Here is a 14,549-nt window from a genome sequence, read left to right on the forward strand (position 1 = left end):
ACGCTAGGTGGGATGCGGCGGCCGGCGGGAGAATGACCCCATGGCCGATCTCGACATCCTGCGCGCTCGCTTCGCCCGTGCCCTGGAAGCGGCCCGGGGACCGGCCGGCGGCCCGGACCCGGCGCCGTACGCCGACAACCTGCTCACCCGCTGGCAGGAGCCGCAGCGGCAGTACCACACGGTCGCCCACCTCGCGGCGGTCCTGGACCACGTCGACGTGCTGGAGGAGCACGCGCGGGACCCGGACGTGATCCGCCTGGCCGCCTGGTTCCACGACGCGGTCTACCTGCCCGACCGCTCCGAGAACGAGGAGCGTTCCGCCCGCCTCGCCGAACGCGCCCTCGCGGAAGCCGGCGTCCCGGCCGCGAAGACCGCCGAGGTGGCCCGCCTGGTCCGCCTCACCGTCGGCCACGACCCCGCCGACGACGACCCCGACGGCCAGGTGCTGTGCGACGCCGACCTGGCGATCCTGGCCTCGCCGCCGTCGCGGTACGCCGCCTACACCGCCGCCGTCCGCGAGGAGTACCACTTCGTCCCGAACGACGCCTTCCGCGCCGGGCGGGCCGCGGTCCTGCGCCAACTCCTCGGCCTGCCGAGGCTGTTCAGGACGCCGCACGGAGCGGCCAAGTGGGAGGCGACGGCCCGCTACAACCTGCGCTCGGAACTGGAACTGCTCCAGGACCCGCCCTCCGGGCCCTAGGGACTGTCCGGCGAGCCCGGAGTAGAGGATCGATTCACCACACTCATTCGAGGGACGAAGCGATCCCGGGCACGCAGATGCGGGCAGGCTGCGGACAACTGTCGTCGTTCCGAAGGAAGTTCATGCCTCGTATCGCAGTAACCGCACTCGGAGTCGTCGCGCTCCTCGGCCTTCTTGCCACGCCGGCCTTTGCCGTGCCGGACCCCGTAGCCACCGTCGACTGTGCTGTTCAAGAAGTCACGGGTCTCGTGGACCCGGCCAACCTCGGAGTCCCCGCCGAGGTTCCAGGCACGGCCTGTCTGGCGCCCTGAACCGTGCCGGGCTGGGGCGTGTCCGGTTGGTCGCCCGTGACCCGCCGGACACGCTCTAAGGTTGGCCCCACCGCACCACAGGGAGGGGAGCACGGATGGGCGACACCAGCGAGCCCGAGGTCATCGAGACGAGCCTGCCGTTCTGGGTCACCGTCACCGAGGAGGGCGACGACGACTCGATGGGCCTGTTCGGCGGCGGGGGCGGTGAACCGGCCCTGCGGTCCGTCCCGCTCGGCCCGCTGCGCAAGAACCTCACGGAGACCATCGACGCCCTCCAGCAGCTGTTCGAGGACGCCGCGGCCCGGGGCGGCACCCTACCCCTCGCCGAGGCCCAGCTGTCCTTCCAGGTCACCGCGAGCGGCGGCATCCAACTCGTCGGCACCGGCCAGATGCAGGGCACCCGCGGCCTGACCCTCGTCTTCAGACGGCCCTGAGAACAGCGTTCATCACGGGACGCAACCGCCGCCCCGTGAACTAAAGTTGTCGGACGAACGGCCGAGGGTCAGGGGGACGGCATGAGCGGCAGCGCGGCGTACCGGAGCAGGACGGCGACGACGGCCGCGGGAGCCCAGCCGGTCCGCCCCGTCTGACCCGCCGCGCATGCCCCAGCACAAGGCCCTGCTCATCGGGGCGAGCGAGTACGACGACCCGCGGATCCAGGACCTGCCGTTCGTCCGCGACGACCTGCAGCGGATCCGGGACGCGCTGGTCGAGCGCGGGTTCCAGTCCGCGGACATCGTCGAGAGCAAGCGCGGCATCACGCCGAACACCGTCAACGGCCGCATCCGCGGCTTCCTGCGCGACGCCGGCCCGGGCGACACCCTGCTGGTGCTGCTCAGCGGGCACGGCCAGCACTTCGAGGGCAAGGACTTCCTGATCCCGGAGGACGCCACCTTCGACGTCGGCGTCTTCGCCGACAGCTGTATCGAGATCGGCTGGGAACGCGAGCTGGAGGACTCCCCGGCGAGCCATGTCGTCTTCCTCGTCGACGCCTGCCGCGAGGGCGTCGACCGCGACACCATGGCGGCCCCGCCCGGCGTGCAGCCCTGGGCCCGGCGCAAGGTCGCCAACGCGCTGCGGCGCAAGGTGGCCTACGTGTACGCCTGCACGGCACCCCAACTGGCCCTGTTCGTCGGCGAGAAGGAGACGGTCCGGCCGGGGTGCGACCCGGGCACGCAACCGGGCGAGTCGTTCAGCCTGTTCTCCCGCGCCCTCGCGGACACGATCGCGGCGGACCCGCACGCCCTGCGCCTGCACGAGTTCGCGGCACGGATCCAGACCCGCGTCGAGGAACTGCACCGCGCCTACGGCAAGACCCGCCCCGTGCAGCAGGTCACCGTCGTCACGGAGACCGCCGCCGCCCCGGGCGGCGAGGACTTCCCGCTGCTGCCCGGCCCCGACCGCCGCACCGAGGCCCACCCGTGGATCCGCTCCACGGAACGGCACCCCATCTGGCAGCGCACCCCCGACGGCCCCGCCCGCAACCTGCTCCAGGAGACCTGCGCGGCCCTGGCGGCCCGCCTGGCCACGGCGTACGAGGGCGCGGCGCACGCCCTGCGCGACGACCCGTGGCACGACGCGGAACTGGCCCAGCGCACGCACGTCAGACTGGGCTTCCTCACCCGCCTGCTCGCCGACGGCGTCCAGCTGTCCGCCTCCGAGGCGGCACTGGCGGTGCTGCTGCCCCTGGTCGAGCAGGCCTTCTGGGCCCAGGAGGCCGCGCAGCGCGTCGGCGTCCTCGGCGCGGACCTGTGCGCCGGCGGGCCCGACCACAGCCGCTTCCGCAAGTTCGGGCAGGGCTTCCCGCGGCTGAAGCGGCGGCTGCTCACCCTGCACGACAAGACGGCGGCGCGCGGTTCCGTGGAGCGGATCCGCTGGTGGCTGTTCCACCGCTGGCTGATCCAGCAGCCGGAGCTGTACGCGGCGGAGGCGCTCAAGTCCCTCCTCGGCGAGGTGACGAGCGGCTCCGAGCAGCCGCCGTGGGTGGCCGACGCGCTCGCCGCGGACCGTCTGATGCGGCTGCTGAAGGACCACCGCACGGCCCCCTTCTCGGTACGCCGCACCGCCACCCACCCCGTCGGTGCCGCGCCCCACGAGGACCACGACGTCATCGCCGCCACCACGGGCGACGAGCACGAGCTGCGCACGCCCCTGGTCTCCGCCCTGCTCAAGGCGGCCTACGCCATGGCCGTGGACCCCGTCGACCTGCCCGAGATCGTCGTGGAGCACATCGGCATCTACGACAGTGTCGACCTCGGCGAACTCCTGGCCACCGTGCGCCGCTCCGACTGGCGCCACTCCGGTGTCGGCCGCTCCCTGAACGCGGTGTGCACCCACCCGGCCGTCCAGATCGCCCTGCGGGAGCACGCCGGCCGCGTCGACACGCTCCTCCGCGAGATCAACCGCCGCGACAATCCGGCGCTGGCGCCGCTCGGCGCGCTGCCGCCGTACGCCGACGGCAGCCGGGTACGCCTCGACGGCAACACGCCCGACCAGCTCTCCGACGGGATCCGCTTCCAGCTCGCCGAGGACCGCGTCCAGGAACTCCTCATGGGCGAACAGCTCTACGGCGACCGCGAGCTGGCCGTCCGCGAGCTGTACCAGAACGCGCTGGACGCCCTGCGCTACCGGGACTGCCGCACGCAGTACCTCCAGCGCACGGGCCGTCCGACGGCTCCCTGGGAGGGCCGGATCGCGTTCGTCCAGGGGGTCGGCTCCGACGGCCGCCCCTACCTGGAGTGCCGCGACAACGGCATCGGCATGGGCATCACCGAACTCGGCAGCGTCTTCTCCCAGGGCGGCACGCGCTTCGTGGACCTGCCCGAGTACATCGAGGAACAGGTCGCCTGGAGCGAACTCCCGGAGCCGAAGCTCCGCCTGTACCCCAACTCCCGGTTCGGCATCGGCGTCCTCAGCTACTTCATGCTCGCCGACGAGATCGTCGTCCGCACCTGCCGCATGGACCGCACAGGCCGCCCCGGCCGCCTCCTCCAGGTGACGATCGCGGGCCCGGGGAACCTGTTCCGGGTGGAGGACCTGGGCGAGGGCACGGAGCCGGGCACGACGGTCCGCCTGCTCCTCTCCCGCCAGGGCAAACACGTGTCCTGCGTGGACGCGCTGCAGCGGTTGCTGTGGGTGGCGCCTTATCGGACGTCGGCGGTGCACGGGTCTCGGGGGCATGAGTGGGTGCCGGGGGAGTTGTCGCGGGTGGCGTTGTCCATCGAGGCGTCGAGGCGCCAGGTGGGTGTCGAGCTCCAGAACCACGTCTGCATCCCGTCGAGTTCGCCGGATCTCTGGTGGACCGACCGTCGGGGCATCGCCCTGGCGGACGGTCTGGTGACGGAGCCGGAGCAGGCCTATCCCCAGCTGCCGCACGGCGTCATCGTGAATCTGCACGGTGAGCACGCACCGGTGCTCACCGTGGACCGCAAGCAGGTGCGGTCCTACGACGGCCATCACGTGCGGTCCGTCATGCTCGCTGCCGCGCCGAGTCTGACGCGTCCTGGCCTCGCTCTGCCGACGGTCGGCTGGTTGACGGAAGTCAGCCATTCCGCCCCGTGGTTCGGCGACGTCGTGGCGGAGCACGCACGGCGTGCCGGTCTGGAATGGCAGATCGGCGATGTCTCGCTGCCCTTCGACCAGGTCGGCTACTTCCTCCCGGATGTCGAGATCCTGCCTCTGGTGATCGGCAGTTCCTCGGGCACCGAACGATCCCGGGCCGCCCGCTTCTTCTGCAATATCCCGTCGCCCGTGCTGCGTTGGCGGCTCCGCACGTTCTACCGCATGGGGCTCGGCGGCCCGGTGCATCTGCCGGGGTCCGACCCGTCCGACGAGTTGTGTGCCCGGCCGTCGGACCTGTTGCTGCTCTCCCGGTCCCGCCACCTGCGCTGGGACCTGTCCTACCGCGACTGGGTGCGGCGGGGGACATGGGACCACGCGGTGAAGGTCTTCTGGCTCCTCTTCGACTGGCGTGACCCCGCCCAGCCGGTCAGCTCCGCCGAGATCTTCGACCTGAGCGCGAAGTCCGAGCTGAGGCCCGTGGAGGTGGCCGACCGGCTCAGTGCTCTGGGATTCCAGGTCGAGCCTCTGTCGGGCTGCGCCGCCGCCCACTGCGGTGATCTTCCACTGCTGCGGCGGATGGGCGACTCGTCGTCCTGGCTGGTTCCCGGCTCGGCACTCTCCACGGCACAGGTCTGTGTGAGCGCGTGGCACGGCGCCTGTTCGACCGGCCAGGCCGCGAAGCGCCTGCGGGAACTGGGCTTCACGGTACCGGCGGACCATCCGGTCCGGGAGCACTGGACGGACGAGGAGACAGCCGTACTCGACTGCTTGTGGTCCTCCTGTGCCACACCGCCGTCCCCGGAACAGGCACAGCACTTCTCCCGTGCCCAACTGGTCTCGGTGGCGCACGAGACGGACCGGACCGTGCTCAGCGTCATGGAGCTCCTGACCGACCTGGGCTTCCAGGTGCCGACGGATGCCGCGGACAGCCCGGCCCTGACGGAGGACGACCGGTCGCTCCTCATGTACAAGTCGCAGCGGGCCTGGGTGGATGAGGAGGTGTCGCTGCTGTACATGACGGCTGTGGCCCGCCACCTCCACAGGCCCGTACAGGCCATCGCGGCCAGGCTGGAAGAACTCGGCTTCACGGCGGCACCTGTGCCCGACGACGAGAGCGCGCTCCCCTCGCGGACGCAGACCGCTCTCGTCAACCACACCACCAGTCTGTCCAAGGACCGTCCACTGCTGGTGCGCGAGGTCTCACGCAGCGCGCAGCGGGCCGGGATGTCCCTGAGCGAGGCGATCTCCCACTACGCGGCGTGGGGCTACCGGTGCTCCGTCAGCGCTGAGGCCATCCACCGTGTCCCCGACCTCGAGTACACGCTGCTCGCCTTCGGGCCTTTCTACGATCCCTCGACCTTCGGCCCGGTGTCCCCCGCCGCCGTGCAGGCGGTGGGGGACCAAGCCGTCCCCGCCCTCGCCGGTTTCGGCTACGACCTCGTCCCCCCGTCCGAATCCTGGCTCAGAGAACGCGAACTCGAAAAAGACCTCCTCCAGTCCCTGACCACCGAAGCCCACTCCCCCTCCCCCACCCACCCCGAAGACCCCCCGCTCACCCTCGTAACCCTGGCCGTCGTAGCGATGTCGGCCGGCAAGACGCTCCGCGACACCGCTCTCAAGGCCACCGAACTCGGTATGCGCCACGAGGTCGAGGACTGGTTCCCGGCCCCCGAAAACCCGTCGCCCTGATCCGGCACCGCCCGTAACCTGCCCACCATGTGGACAACGGGCGCGGAACAGGTGGAGCAGGCCGTCGGCGAGTGTGTCGGGCTGCTGGGGACGGTCACCGAGCGGGACTGGGAAGGGGCCCGGGCCGGGCGGCTGGAGTGGAGCTGCCGGGAGGCGGCCGTGCACATCGCCGAGGATCTGGTCGCGTACGCGGGGCAGCTCGCGGGGCGGGAGCCCGAGGCGTACTCCCCGTTCGAGGTCTCCCTGGAGGAGGGCACCGACAACGCGGGCGCGCTGCGCGTGATCCGCGCGATGGGCGCGCTGTTCGCCGCCACGCTCCGGACCACCCCGCGCGAGGTCCGCGCCTTCCACCCGTACCCGTTCCGCAGCGCGAACCGCGAGGGCTTCGCCGCGATGGGCGTGGCCGAGACGCTGCTGCACACCCACGACATCGCCGAGGGGCTCGGCACCACGTACGAACCCGACCCGGCGCTGTGCGAGTTCGTGCTCACCCGGATCTTCCCGCACGTCCAGCCGGGGCCCACGCCGTGGCAGACCCTGCTGTGGGCCACCGGCCGCGGCGAGCTGCCCGGGCGCGCCCCCGTCACCGCGTGGCGCTGGAGCAACAACCTGGTGATCGAGACCGACCGGCTCACCCTCGAGGGCGTCACCCCAGCGGCGGCCACCGACCTGTCCACGGTCGGCGACGGCGGCTTCACATGGCTGGAGGGCGGCCCGGTCGAGGGCACCCGGGTGGGTGCCGGGCTGGTGTACAAGCAGTACGAGGACGGCGTCCACCGGCCGGAGTGGGGCATGTTCGTGCTGGTCCGGCGGGAGGACGACCGCGCGCTCGGGGCGATGGGCTTCCACGGCGTCCCGGACGGGGCGGGGCGGGTCGAGGTCGGGTACGACCTGGTCGAGGGGGCCCGCGGTCACGGCTACGCCACCGAGGCGCTGCGGGCGCTGTCGTCCTGGGCGCTGGGCAGGGACGAGGTGCGCACCGTCGTCGCGAACGTCGAGCGGGGCAATACGCCCTCGCAGAGGGTGCTCGCGCGGGCCGGTTTCAGCCAGGTCGCCGAGGACCCCGAGCACCTGACCTACGAACTGGGCGCGTCCGGCGCCCGGTAACGCCCCTTCGGCCTCCGCAGCCCGGCCGCGTGCAGCAGCCGCACCACCTCGCGGCTGCTGACCTCCACCGCCCCGGCCGCCACCACGTCCGCGTACCGCTGGGCGGGGATGTCGTAGTGGTCGCGTTCGAAGGCGCGGCGGGGCACGCCCAGGCGGGCGGCGAAGGCGTGGAGTTCGTCGTAGGAGACGTCGCTGACCAGGTGGGACCACATGCGGCCGTGACCGGGCCAGGTCGGCGGGTCGATGTAGATCGTCACCGGGGCCTCACGAGGACGCGGCCCCGCCGAGCGCCTCGCCCAGCGATCCCACCGCCGCCACCTTCACCCCGGCCTCGCTGCACACCCAGTGCGGGTCGGGCCCCAACTCGGGCTCCACGTCCAGCGCGTGCGGCTCGCCCGCGCCGCACACCGGGCACAGCGGCCAGCGGCCGTACCGCTCCAGCAGGGCGTCCTGGACGTCCTGCGCGACCAGCCCGGCCACGTACGGCGCGCCCTCCGGCCACTGCTCGACCCACCACCGCCGCTGCGTCACGGACTCCTCGACCAGCGAGACGACGTCCGCCTCGGCGACGCGTCCCGCGACGAGGTCGGCCAGCACGAGGGCGCGCGCGGCGTGCAGGGCCTGCTCCAGGGGGCTGATGGGGTCCATGCACCCATTGTGCGCACTCTTGACCACAACGCCGAGCCGAAAATATCTTTCACTGGTGACCCGCAGAGTGAAGGAAATTTTCGCCAGTGAGCGCGGCGGCCCGGCCGGCTCGCCCGGCACCCCGCCCGCCCCCGCCGCCCTCGCGGCCAAGGTCCGCACGCTGGCGCCGTCGATGACGCGCTCCATGCAGCGCGTCGCCGAGGCCGTCGCGGGCGACCCGGCCGGCTGCGCGGCCCTCACGGTCACCGGCCTCGCCGAACTCACCGGCACCAGCGAGGCGACCGTCGTACGCACCGCCCGCCTGCTCGGCTATCCGGGTTACCGGGACCTGCGCCTGGCCCTCGCCGGCCTCGCCGCGCAGCAGCAGTCCGGCCGGGCCCCCGCCATAACGACGGACATCGCGGTGGACGACCCGATCGCCGACGTGGTCGCCAAGCTCGCCTACGACGAGCAGCAGACCCTCGCCGACACGGCCGCCGGCCTCGACACGGCCCAACTGGGCGCGGCCGTCGCGGCCCTGGCCACGGCCCGCCGCACGGACGTGTACGGCGTCGGGGCGTCCGGGCTGGTCGCCCAGGACCTCACGCAGAAGCTGCTGCGCATAGGGCTGATCGCGCACGCCCACAGCGATCCGCACCTGGCCGTCACCAACGCCGTGCAGCTGCGGGCGGGCGATGTCGCGATCGCCATCACGCACTCGGGGTCGACGGGCGACGTCATCGAGCCGCTGCGGGTCGCCTTCGAGCGCGGGGCGACGACGGTGGCGATCACCGGCCGCCCGGACGGACCCGTCAGCCAGTACGCCGACCACGTCCTCACCACCTCCACCGCCCGCGAGAGCGAACTGCGCCCCGCGGCGATGTCGTCCCGGACCGGACAGCTCCTTGTGGTGGACTGCCTCTTCGTGGGGGTGGCGCAGCGGACGTACGAGTCGGCGGCGCCGGCGCTCTCGGCGTCGTACGAGGCGCTGGCCCACCGGCACCGTTCCTGAGGCAGCCGCCCCGCCCAGCACCGGAAAGACACGGAAAGAGCCGTCCATGACCTCCACCTCCGACCCCCGTGATCTGAGAACCGAGTTGGAGTCCCTGACCACCGAGGCCTTCCGGCCGGAGCTCGCGGACATCGACCGGCTGCCCACCCTGGACATCGCGCGGCTGATGAACGGCGAGGACGCGACGGTGGCCGGGGCGGTCGCGGCGCGGCTGCCGCGGATCGCCGCCGCGATCGACGCCGTGGCGGAGCGGATGGCCCGGGGCGGCCGACTGGTCTACGCGGGCGCGGGCACGGCGGGCCGCCTCGGCGTCCTGGACGCCTCGGAGTGCCCGCCCACGTTCAACACCGACCCGTCCAGGGTGGTCGGCCTGATCGCGGGCGGGCCGCAGGCCGTGGTCACCTCGGTCGAGGGCGCGGAGGACTCCCGGGAGCTGGCCCGGGCCGACCTGGAGCCCCTCACCCTGACCCCCGACGACACGGTGGTCGGCATCTCCGCCTCCGGCCGCACGCCCTACGCCATCGGCGCCGTCGAGTACGCCCGCGCCCGCCGCTGCCTCACCATCGGCCTCGCCTGCAACCCCGGCAGCCCGCTCGCGGCCGCCGCCGACCACGGCATCGAGATCGTCGTCGGGCCCGAACTGCTCACCGGCTCCACCCGCCTGAAGGCCGGGACGGCGCAGAAGCTCGTCCTCAACATGATCTCGACGATCACGATGATCCGGCTGGGCAAGACCTACGGGAACCTGATGGTCGACGTCCGCGCCTCGAACGACAAGCTCCGCGCCCGCTCCCACCGCATCGTCGCCCTCGCCACCGGCGCCGACGACCAGGAGATCGAACGGGCCCTGTCCGCCACGGACGGCGAGGTCAAGCACGCGATCCTCACCATCCTGGCCGCCGTGGACGGCCCGACGGCGGCCCGCCTGCTGGAGCAGTCCGACGGCCATCTGCGCGCGGCCCTCGCGGCGGCGACGACCGGCTAGCCAGGGCCTGTCAGGTCACCGGAACACTCTGCGTGACCCGCCACAGCCGCCGCGGCAACTCGCCCTCGTCGAACGCGTGCACGTCGTCCAGGACCCAGTCCTCGGCGAGGGCGTCGACGAGCTCCCGGGAGAAGAAGTGCACGGCGAATCCCCCGTGCTCCCAGATGTCGTCGCCGTGCCCGGTCCCGGCACCGAAGTGGGCGTCGCCGGTGTGGCGCACGGTGTAGACGAACACCCCGCCGGGCCGCAGCACCCGCCGCACCTCTCCCACCAGCCGGTGGGTCTCCTCCGTGGACAGCGCCATGCACAGCAGCATGTGCGCGAACACGGCGTCGAAGGAGGCGTCCGGCAGGCGCAGCGACTCCCGGACGTCCTGCACCCCGCCCGTGACGCGCCGGGCGATGCCCTGCTCCCGGGCGGCGGCCCGCAGCTGCTCGATCGCCACCGGGCTGAAGTCGGTGGCGTGGACGGCGAAGCCCTCCCGGGCGAAGAACAGCGCGTCGCGCCCGTGCCCGGCGCCCAGCTCCAGCACATCGGTGGCCCCGGCGTCCAGGAACACCCCGGCGGCATGCACGGCGGCGTCGGACGGTCGCGCCCCGTACATCCCGGGGGGCTCCCCGTACGTCCGCTCCCAGTGCGCCCGCTGGCCAGCCCTCACCGAGCTTTCCGTCGTCCGCCACGCCGTCCAGCCTAGGACCACCGCGCCACGTACTCCTCGAACGGCTCGATCCCCACTCCCGCGCGCAGCTCGTCCACGCGCTCGGGCTCGGCGCAGGGCCAGGGGACCGGGGAGCCGTCCTCCCGCATCCCGGCGATCTGCGTGCCGTAGATCTGCTCCCGCCCCTCGTTGACGAGCGTGCGGTCGCGCAGAAAGGCCAGCTCGCGGGCCGCGGCGGCACTCGCCGCCACGGCCTGCTCCAGCAGCCGCAGCGCGCGCCGCTGCACCTCGAGCTGGCGGTCGGCGTGCTGGGCGATCAGCCAGGCGGCCCGGGCCGCGTCCTCGCCGACGCGCTCCGCCGTGGGCCAGCCGTGCTCGTCCATGATCTCGGCCAGCCGGTCACCGTGCCGCGCGGTCAGCCGCCGCCACGCCAGCTGCTCGGCCGGGTCGTCGCTGTTCGCCGCCCCGGCCGTCGCGGCGCGGTGGTCGGCGGCGGCCATGGCCGTCAGCTCCTCGGCGAGGGCCGCGAGGTCCTGGTTCATCGTGAACTCCCCTTCTGCTTATGGGCGTTGACGAAAACCCTAAAGCCGCAAACGGCACACAAAGATCATTCCGGAGTACGGTGACACGCGCCCCCTCCCGCTGGGATACTGGATCTACGCCGCGCAGCTCACGAGATGCAGCGCCCCTCCCGGTTCAGCTGCCGTACCCGCGCCCGCAGCGCCTCCCCCACCGGCAGCGAGCGGAGCACATCGGTCAGATGCTCGGCCGTGCGTACGTTGCAGCGCCCCAGGTCGACCAGCGCGAACGGCTCGTCGCTCGCCCCGGTCACCGGGTCGACGCCCAGCGACGGCAGCACCACCCCGACTCCGGCGAGCGCCTCCCGCAGCGACTCCACGATCTCTTCGGTCGAGCGCACCTTTTCCTACCTCCACGCTGAGTTTGTGATTCACCACACAGCGTGGTCGCCGGGCGCCTAACTTGGCCATACACGGCGTTCCAACAACCCCAGGTGTACGACCGGGAGTTGCCCATGCCCGGATCCAGGGACCTCGACCCGTCCTCCTCCCCTCGGGCCCTCCTCGGCGCCGAACTCCGCCACGCCCGCGAGAAGGCCGGCCTGAGCCAGGAGGAGTTGGGCCAGCGGTTGTTCGTCAGCGGCTCGTTCATCGGCCAGCTGGAGGCGGGCACGCGGCGGATGCAGCGGGAGTACGCGCGGTTGCTGGACGAGGTGCTGGGGACGGAGGACTTCTTTCAGCGGAATTGCAGGGCGGCGGCCAAGTCCAAGTACCGCGAGCACTTCGCGGAGGCCGCGGAGGCGGAGACGCAGGCCACGGCAATCAGGGAGTACGCGTCGATGCTGATCCCCGGCCTGCTCCAGACACCCGCCTACGCCCGAGCCGTAAGCCGCGCTTACCAGCCCTCAGCATCAGAAGAGGCCATCGAGGATCTGGTGACAGCCCGGATGGAGCGAGCGCGGATCCTCGCCGATCCAACAAAGCCCCTGTTGTGGGCAGTGATTGACGAGGCCGCACTGCGCCGAGTGACTGGTGGGCCTGAGGTGATGGCGGAGGCGCTGCACCACCTCGTCGGCCTGATCCGCCAGAACCGCGTCATCGTCCAGGTTCTGCCCTTCGATGCGGGAGCCCACCCGGGGATGCAGGGTTGCGTCAGGCTGATGGACTTCGACGACGCCCCTCCGCCGGTCTATCTCGAAGGAGTCGACACCGGACGGTTGGAAGACGACCCCGCCACCGTCGCGCGTTACAGGCTCTACTTCGAGTTCCTCACGGCTTCGGCACTCTCGCCTGGGAAGTCTCTGGCCCTCCTCGATCCGATGGCGCAGGATTACGGCCATGAGGAACATGCCTGAGTGGTACAAGTCCAGCTACAGCGGCGGCACCGGCGACAACTGCCTGGAAGTCACCCAGGCACTCCCTGATGTCATCCCCGTCCGCGACTCCAAGAACCCCCACGGCCCGAAGCTCGTGTTCCGGGCCACCGTCTGGGCCGCGTTCGTCGCGAACATCAAGGACGAGACGGCCTGAGCTTCGGGATCCGAGCTTCGAGCCCTCTTTTCAAGGAATGGGTGGAGGGCTTCAACCCACCCTCCCACCCGGCGAGTTGACGTGACGCGTTCGGCTTGCCACGCACAGTCACGTGCCTCTACCGTTCCTGCATAAGCAACGGCCCCCGCCCGGTGCGCCAACACCTGCGGGGGCCTACCTACGAGATCGATAGCGCCGATCCCATGGCTAACGCCCACTTTAGTGCCGCCCTCCCCTCCGCGCACCCGATGGCCAACCCCGGCTACGGCAAGCGCTCCGCCCCCGACCAACTCCCCGGCACAAAAGACGACTTCGCTCACCTCCCACCCCGCGAAGCCGCCATCGCCGCCTACCTCGACCGGCTCCCCGACGGCGCCGACATCTCCGTGAAAACGCTGGCCAAGCACCTCCCCTACGGCCAGTGCGCCCTCGGCACGGCCCTCAACCACCTCCAGCGGGCAGGACACTTACGGCGAGGCCGGGAGTGCGTGACGGCGGCCGACGGCAGCTCCCGCTGGATCACCCGTTCGTGGTGGTCCCGCACCGCCCGGGACGACGACTGGTGGGCCGCCTTCACCCGGGGCGACGTACCGCAGCAGCGACAACGCCCCACCCGCTCCCGCGCCCACATTCTCCTGGCCGCCCTCGGCCGCACCGCGCCCGTGCTGTCGCTCTCCCAGGCCGACTGCGGCGCCCTCGCCCCGCTGGTGGAGGAGTGGTTCACGCGGGGCGCGTCGGAGGAGGACGTACTGGGCGCGCTCACGGCCGGGCTGCCGACACCCGTCCACCACCCCGCCGCCCTGGTCCGCAACCGCCTGACCAGCAAACTCCCGCCCTCACCCGCCCCGCGCCCACCCCTACGGATCCTGGAGTGCGCGAACTGCGGCGCCCCGGGGCGTCCGGAAACCCTGCCAGGGGGTCGTTGCGGCGCCTGCCGGGGCGAAAACGCCCCCGCACAACCCACCGCCCCCCTTTCCGCCCCCACGGTCCGCGCCCGCGCGGCCGAGATCCGCGCCGCGATGTCCCAACGACGCCGAGAGAAGGCATCCACGTGACAGCTCCTACGGTCCGACGCCACCAGCCCGGGGCACGATGGAGGGAGATCACCTCCCACGACCGCGACAACCACACCCTGACGGTCTTCAGCGAACCGAAGGACGGCCGCTAGCAGCAGATCTCGCCGTACCCCTGGGGCGCCACCGTCGAGCTCCCCGCCCCCGTGAACATCACCCTGGACACCGAGAAACTCAAGGACTACGCCGACTGAGGACAATGGGCACATGAACCACGCCCAGCTGACCGCCCTAGGCCGTGCCCTCCGGCTTCTCGGTGAACACGGGGAAGCCCTCACCGCCGACACCCCGGACGCCAAGCTGCACGAGGTCAAGGCGGATCTGCGGCGGGCCCTCGACCTGCTGGAGGAGAGCGTCTCGAACGCCGCGCCCAGCACCCGGTGCCCCGAGCATCCGAACGGCCCGGTCGACGAGGGCGCCCCCGACCTGTGCCTGCTGTGCGAGACCCGGCGCCGGGCGGCCCGCCGCAACGAGTTCAACGGGCCCGCCCCGCAGCAGCCGCAGACCGAGCCCGTCCAGTCCCGTTACGGCGCCCGCGGCGACCGCCCCCAGCCCCAGCAGCGCTGGCTGCCGGAGCTGTGGAACGGCCAGACGTGGCAGCTGTGCGGCACCCCGCGCCGGGACCGCCGCGAGGCCGAGCTGTACATCGCCGCCCAGCGCCGCGCACCCCGGGCCGCCATGGCGTACCGGCTGGTGCACGAGTTCACCGACTACGAGGTGCTGCGCGTGTGGGGGACACCCGTGCGGGTCGACATCGAGCCCATGGGCAATCTGTAAC

At 72.1% G+C, this 14,549-nt stretch carries 15 protein-coding genes; 10 read left to right on the forward strand and 5 right to left on the reverse strand.

Going from position 1 to position 14,549, the window contains the following annotated elements; genetic code table 11:
* Positions 1 to 40 precede the first annotated feature (40 nt).
* The 4 genes from ABZ386_RS25420 (at position 41) to ABZ386_RS25435 (ending at position 7,368) form a co-directional block, all read left to right on the forward strand.
* The gene (locus ABZ386_RS25420; RefSeq protein WP_358965942.1) at positions 41 to 700 is read left to right on the forward strand and encodes a hypothetical protein; all 660 of its coding nucleotides are present in this window, start codon (positions 41 to 43) and stop codon (positions 698 to 700) included.
* Between the two features lie 406 nt (positions 701 to 1,106).
* Positions 1,107 to 1,445: a hypothetical protein gene (locus ABZ386_RS25425; protein ID WP_351338491.1), complete on the forward strand. Its 339-nt coding sequence runs from the start codon at positions 1,107 to 1,109 to the stop codon at positions 1,443 to 1,445.
* A 166-nt stretch (positions 1,446 to 1,611) separates the two neighbouring features.
* The gene (locus tag ABZ386_RS25430; RefSeq protein ID WP_358965944.1) at positions 1,612 to 6,261 is read left to right on the forward strand and encodes a caspase family protein; all 4,650 of its coding nucleotides are present in this window, start codon (positions 1,612 to 1,614) and stop codon (positions 6,259 to 6,261) included.
* A gap of 51 nt (positions 6,262 to 6,312) precedes the next feature.
* On the forward strand, positions 6,313 to 7,368 hold the full coding sequence (locus tag ABZ386_RS25435; protein ID WP_355720015.1) for a GNAT family N-acetyltransferase: 1,056 nt from the start codon (positions 6,313 to 6,315) through the stop codon (positions 7,366 to 7,368).
* On the opposite strand, the gene ABZ386_RS25440 is transcribed toward ABZ386_RS25435, so the two are convergent.
* Together ABZ386_RS25440 and ABZ386_RS25445 are read right to left on the reverse strand one after the other, a co-directional pair.
* Positions 7,338 to 7,625 (reverse strand): DUF4031 domain-containing protein, encoded by a 288-nt coding sequence (locus tag ABZ386_RS25440; protein ID WP_351338485.1) that lies wholly within the window; start codon positions 7,623 to 7,625, stop codon positions 7,338 to 7,340. The genes ABZ386_RS25435 and ABZ386_RS25440 overlap by 31 nt on opposite strands.
* Positions 7,626 to 7,632: 7 nt before the next feature.
* Positions 7,633 to 8,016, reverse strand: coding sequence for a hypothetical protein (locus ABZ386_RS25445; RefSeq protein ID WP_351338482.1), 384 nt, complete (start codon positions 8,014 to 8,016; stop codon positions 7,633 to 7,635).
* A 55-nt stretch (positions 8,017 to 8,071) separates the two neighbouring features.
* On the opposite strand from ABZ386_RS25445, the gene ABZ386_RS25450 reads away from it, so the two are divergent.
* Together ABZ386_RS25450 and murQ are read left to right on the forward strand one after the other, a co-directional pair.
* Entirely contained in the window at positions 8,072 to 9,007 is a 936-nt protein-coding gene (locus ABZ386_RS25450; RefSeq protein WP_351338479.1) for a MurR/RpiR family transcriptional regulator, read from the forward strand.
* 46 nt (positions 9,008 to 9,053) lie between these two features.
* Positions 9,054 to 9,992 carry an N-acetylmuramic acid 6-phosphate etherase gene (murQ, locus tag ABZ386_RS25455; protein ID WP_356669834.1) on the forward strand — a complete coding sequence of 313 codons (939 nt, stop codon included), beginning with the start codon at positions 9,054 to 9,056 and terminating at the stop codon, positions 9,990 to 9,992.
* 10 nt (positions 9,993 to 10,002) lie between these two features.
* Here the strand turns inward: murQ and ABZ386_RS25460 are convergent, their stop codons facing one another.
* From ABZ386_RS25460 to ABZ386_RS25470, 3 genes are all read right to left on the reverse strand, one after another.
* Positions 10,003 to 10,650 carry a class I SAM-dependent methyltransferase gene (locus ABZ386_RS25460; RefSeq protein ID WP_358965946.1) on the reverse strand — a complete coding sequence of 216 codons (648 nt, stop codon included), beginning with the start codon at positions 10,648 to 10,650 and terminating at the stop codon, positions 10,003 to 10,005.
* A 32-nt stretch (positions 10,651 to 10,682) separates the two neighbouring features.
* The gene (locus tag ABZ386_RS25465; RefSeq protein WP_356616546.1) at positions 10,683 to 11,192 is read right to left on the reverse strand and encodes a DUF6624 domain-containing protein; all 510 of its coding nucleotides are present in this window, start codon (positions 11,190 to 11,192) and stop codon (positions 10,683 to 10,685) included.
* A 128-nt stretch (positions 11,193 to 11,320) separates the two neighbouring features.
* Entirely contained in the window at positions 11,321 to 11,569 is a 249-nt protein-coding gene (locus ABZ386_RS25470; protein ID WP_351338469.1) for a hypothetical protein, read from the reverse strand.
* A gap of 114 nt (positions 11,570 to 11,683) precedes the next feature.
* Between ABZ386_RS25470 and ABZ386_RS25475 the strand changes: the two genes are divergently transcribed.
* The 4 genes from ABZ386_RS25475 to ABZ386_RS25490 all read left to right on the forward strand — a co-directional run bounded on the left by ABZ386_RS25475 (position 11,684) and on the right by ABZ386_RS25490 (position 14,548).
* Positions 11,684 to 12,523: a helix-turn-helix transcriptional regulator gene (locus tag ABZ386_RS25475; protein ID WP_355720329.1), complete on the forward strand. Its 840-nt coding sequence runs from the start codon at positions 11,684 to 11,686 to the stop codon at positions 12,521 to 12,523.
* A complete protein-coding gene (locus tag ABZ386_RS25480) occupies positions 12,507 to 12,698 on the forward strand; it encodes a DUF397 domain-containing protein (RefSeq protein ID WP_351338467.1) in 192 nt (63 codons plus the stop codon). Before ABZ386_RS25475 ends, ABZ386_RS25480 begins: the two co-directional genes overlap by 17 nt.
* 203 nt (positions 12,699 to 12,901) lie before the next feature.
* Positions 12,902 to 13,753 carry a hypothetical protein gene (locus ABZ386_RS25485; protein ID WP_351338465.1) on the forward strand — a complete coding sequence of 284 codons (852 nt, stop codon included), beginning with the start codon at positions 12,902 to 12,904 and terminating at the stop codon, positions 13,751 to 13,753.
* Positions 13,754 to 13,978: 225 nt separating this feature from the next.
* The gene (locus ABZ386_RS25490; protein WP_037759449.1) at positions 13,979 to 14,548 is read left to right on the forward strand and encodes a hypothetical protein; all 570 of its coding nucleotides are present in this window, start codon (positions 13,979 to 13,981) and stop codon (positions 14,546 to 14,548) included.
* Position 14,549 lies beyond the last annotated feature (1 nt).

The organism is Streptomyces sp. NPDC006140 (assembly GCF_040628815.1).
Lineage (GTDB): Bacteria > Actinomycetota > Actinomycetes > Streptomycetales > Streptomycetaceae > Streptomyces.

Coding starts and splice junctions, on each gene's coding strand:
- ABZ386_RS25420 (WP_358965942.1), top strand. CDS start 41: ATGGCCGATCTCGACATCCTGCGCGCTCGCTTCGCCCGTGCCCTGGAA.
- ABZ386_RS25425 (WP_351338491.1), top strand. CDS start 1,107: ATGGGCGACACCAGCGAGCCCGAGGTCATCGAGACGAGCCTGCCGTTC.
- ABZ386_RS25430 (WP_358965944.1), top strand. CDS start 1,612: ATGCCCCAGCACAAGGCCCTGCTCATCGGGGCGAGCGAGTACGACGAC.
- ABZ386_RS25445 (WP_351338482.1), bottom strand. CDS start 8,016: ATGGACCCCATCAGCCCCCTGGAGCAGGCCCTGCACGCCGCGCGCGCC.
- murQ (WP_356669834.1), top strand. CDS start 9,054: ATGACCTCCACCTCCGACCCCCGTGATCTGAGAACCGAGTTGGAGTCC.
- ABZ386_RS25465 (WP_356616546.1), bottom strand. CDS start 11,192: ATGAACCAGGACCTCGCGGCCCTCGCCGAGGAGCTGACGGCCATGGCC.
- ABZ386_RS25475 (WP_355720329.1), top strand. CDS start 11,684: ATGCCCGGATCCAGGGACCTCGACCCGTCCTCCTCCCCTCGGGCCCTC.
- ABZ386_RS25480 (WP_351338467.1), top strand. CDS start 12,507: ATGAGGAACATGCCTGAGTGGTACAAGTCCAGCTACAGCGGCGGCACC.
- ABZ386_RS25485 (WP_351338465.1), top strand. CDS start 12,902: ATGGCTAACGCCCACTTTAGTGCCGCCCTCCCCTCCGCGCACCCGATG.
- ABZ386_RS25490 (WP_037759449.1), top strand. CDS start 13,979: ATGAACCACGCCCAGCTGACCGCCCTAGGCCGTGCCCTCCGGCTTCTC.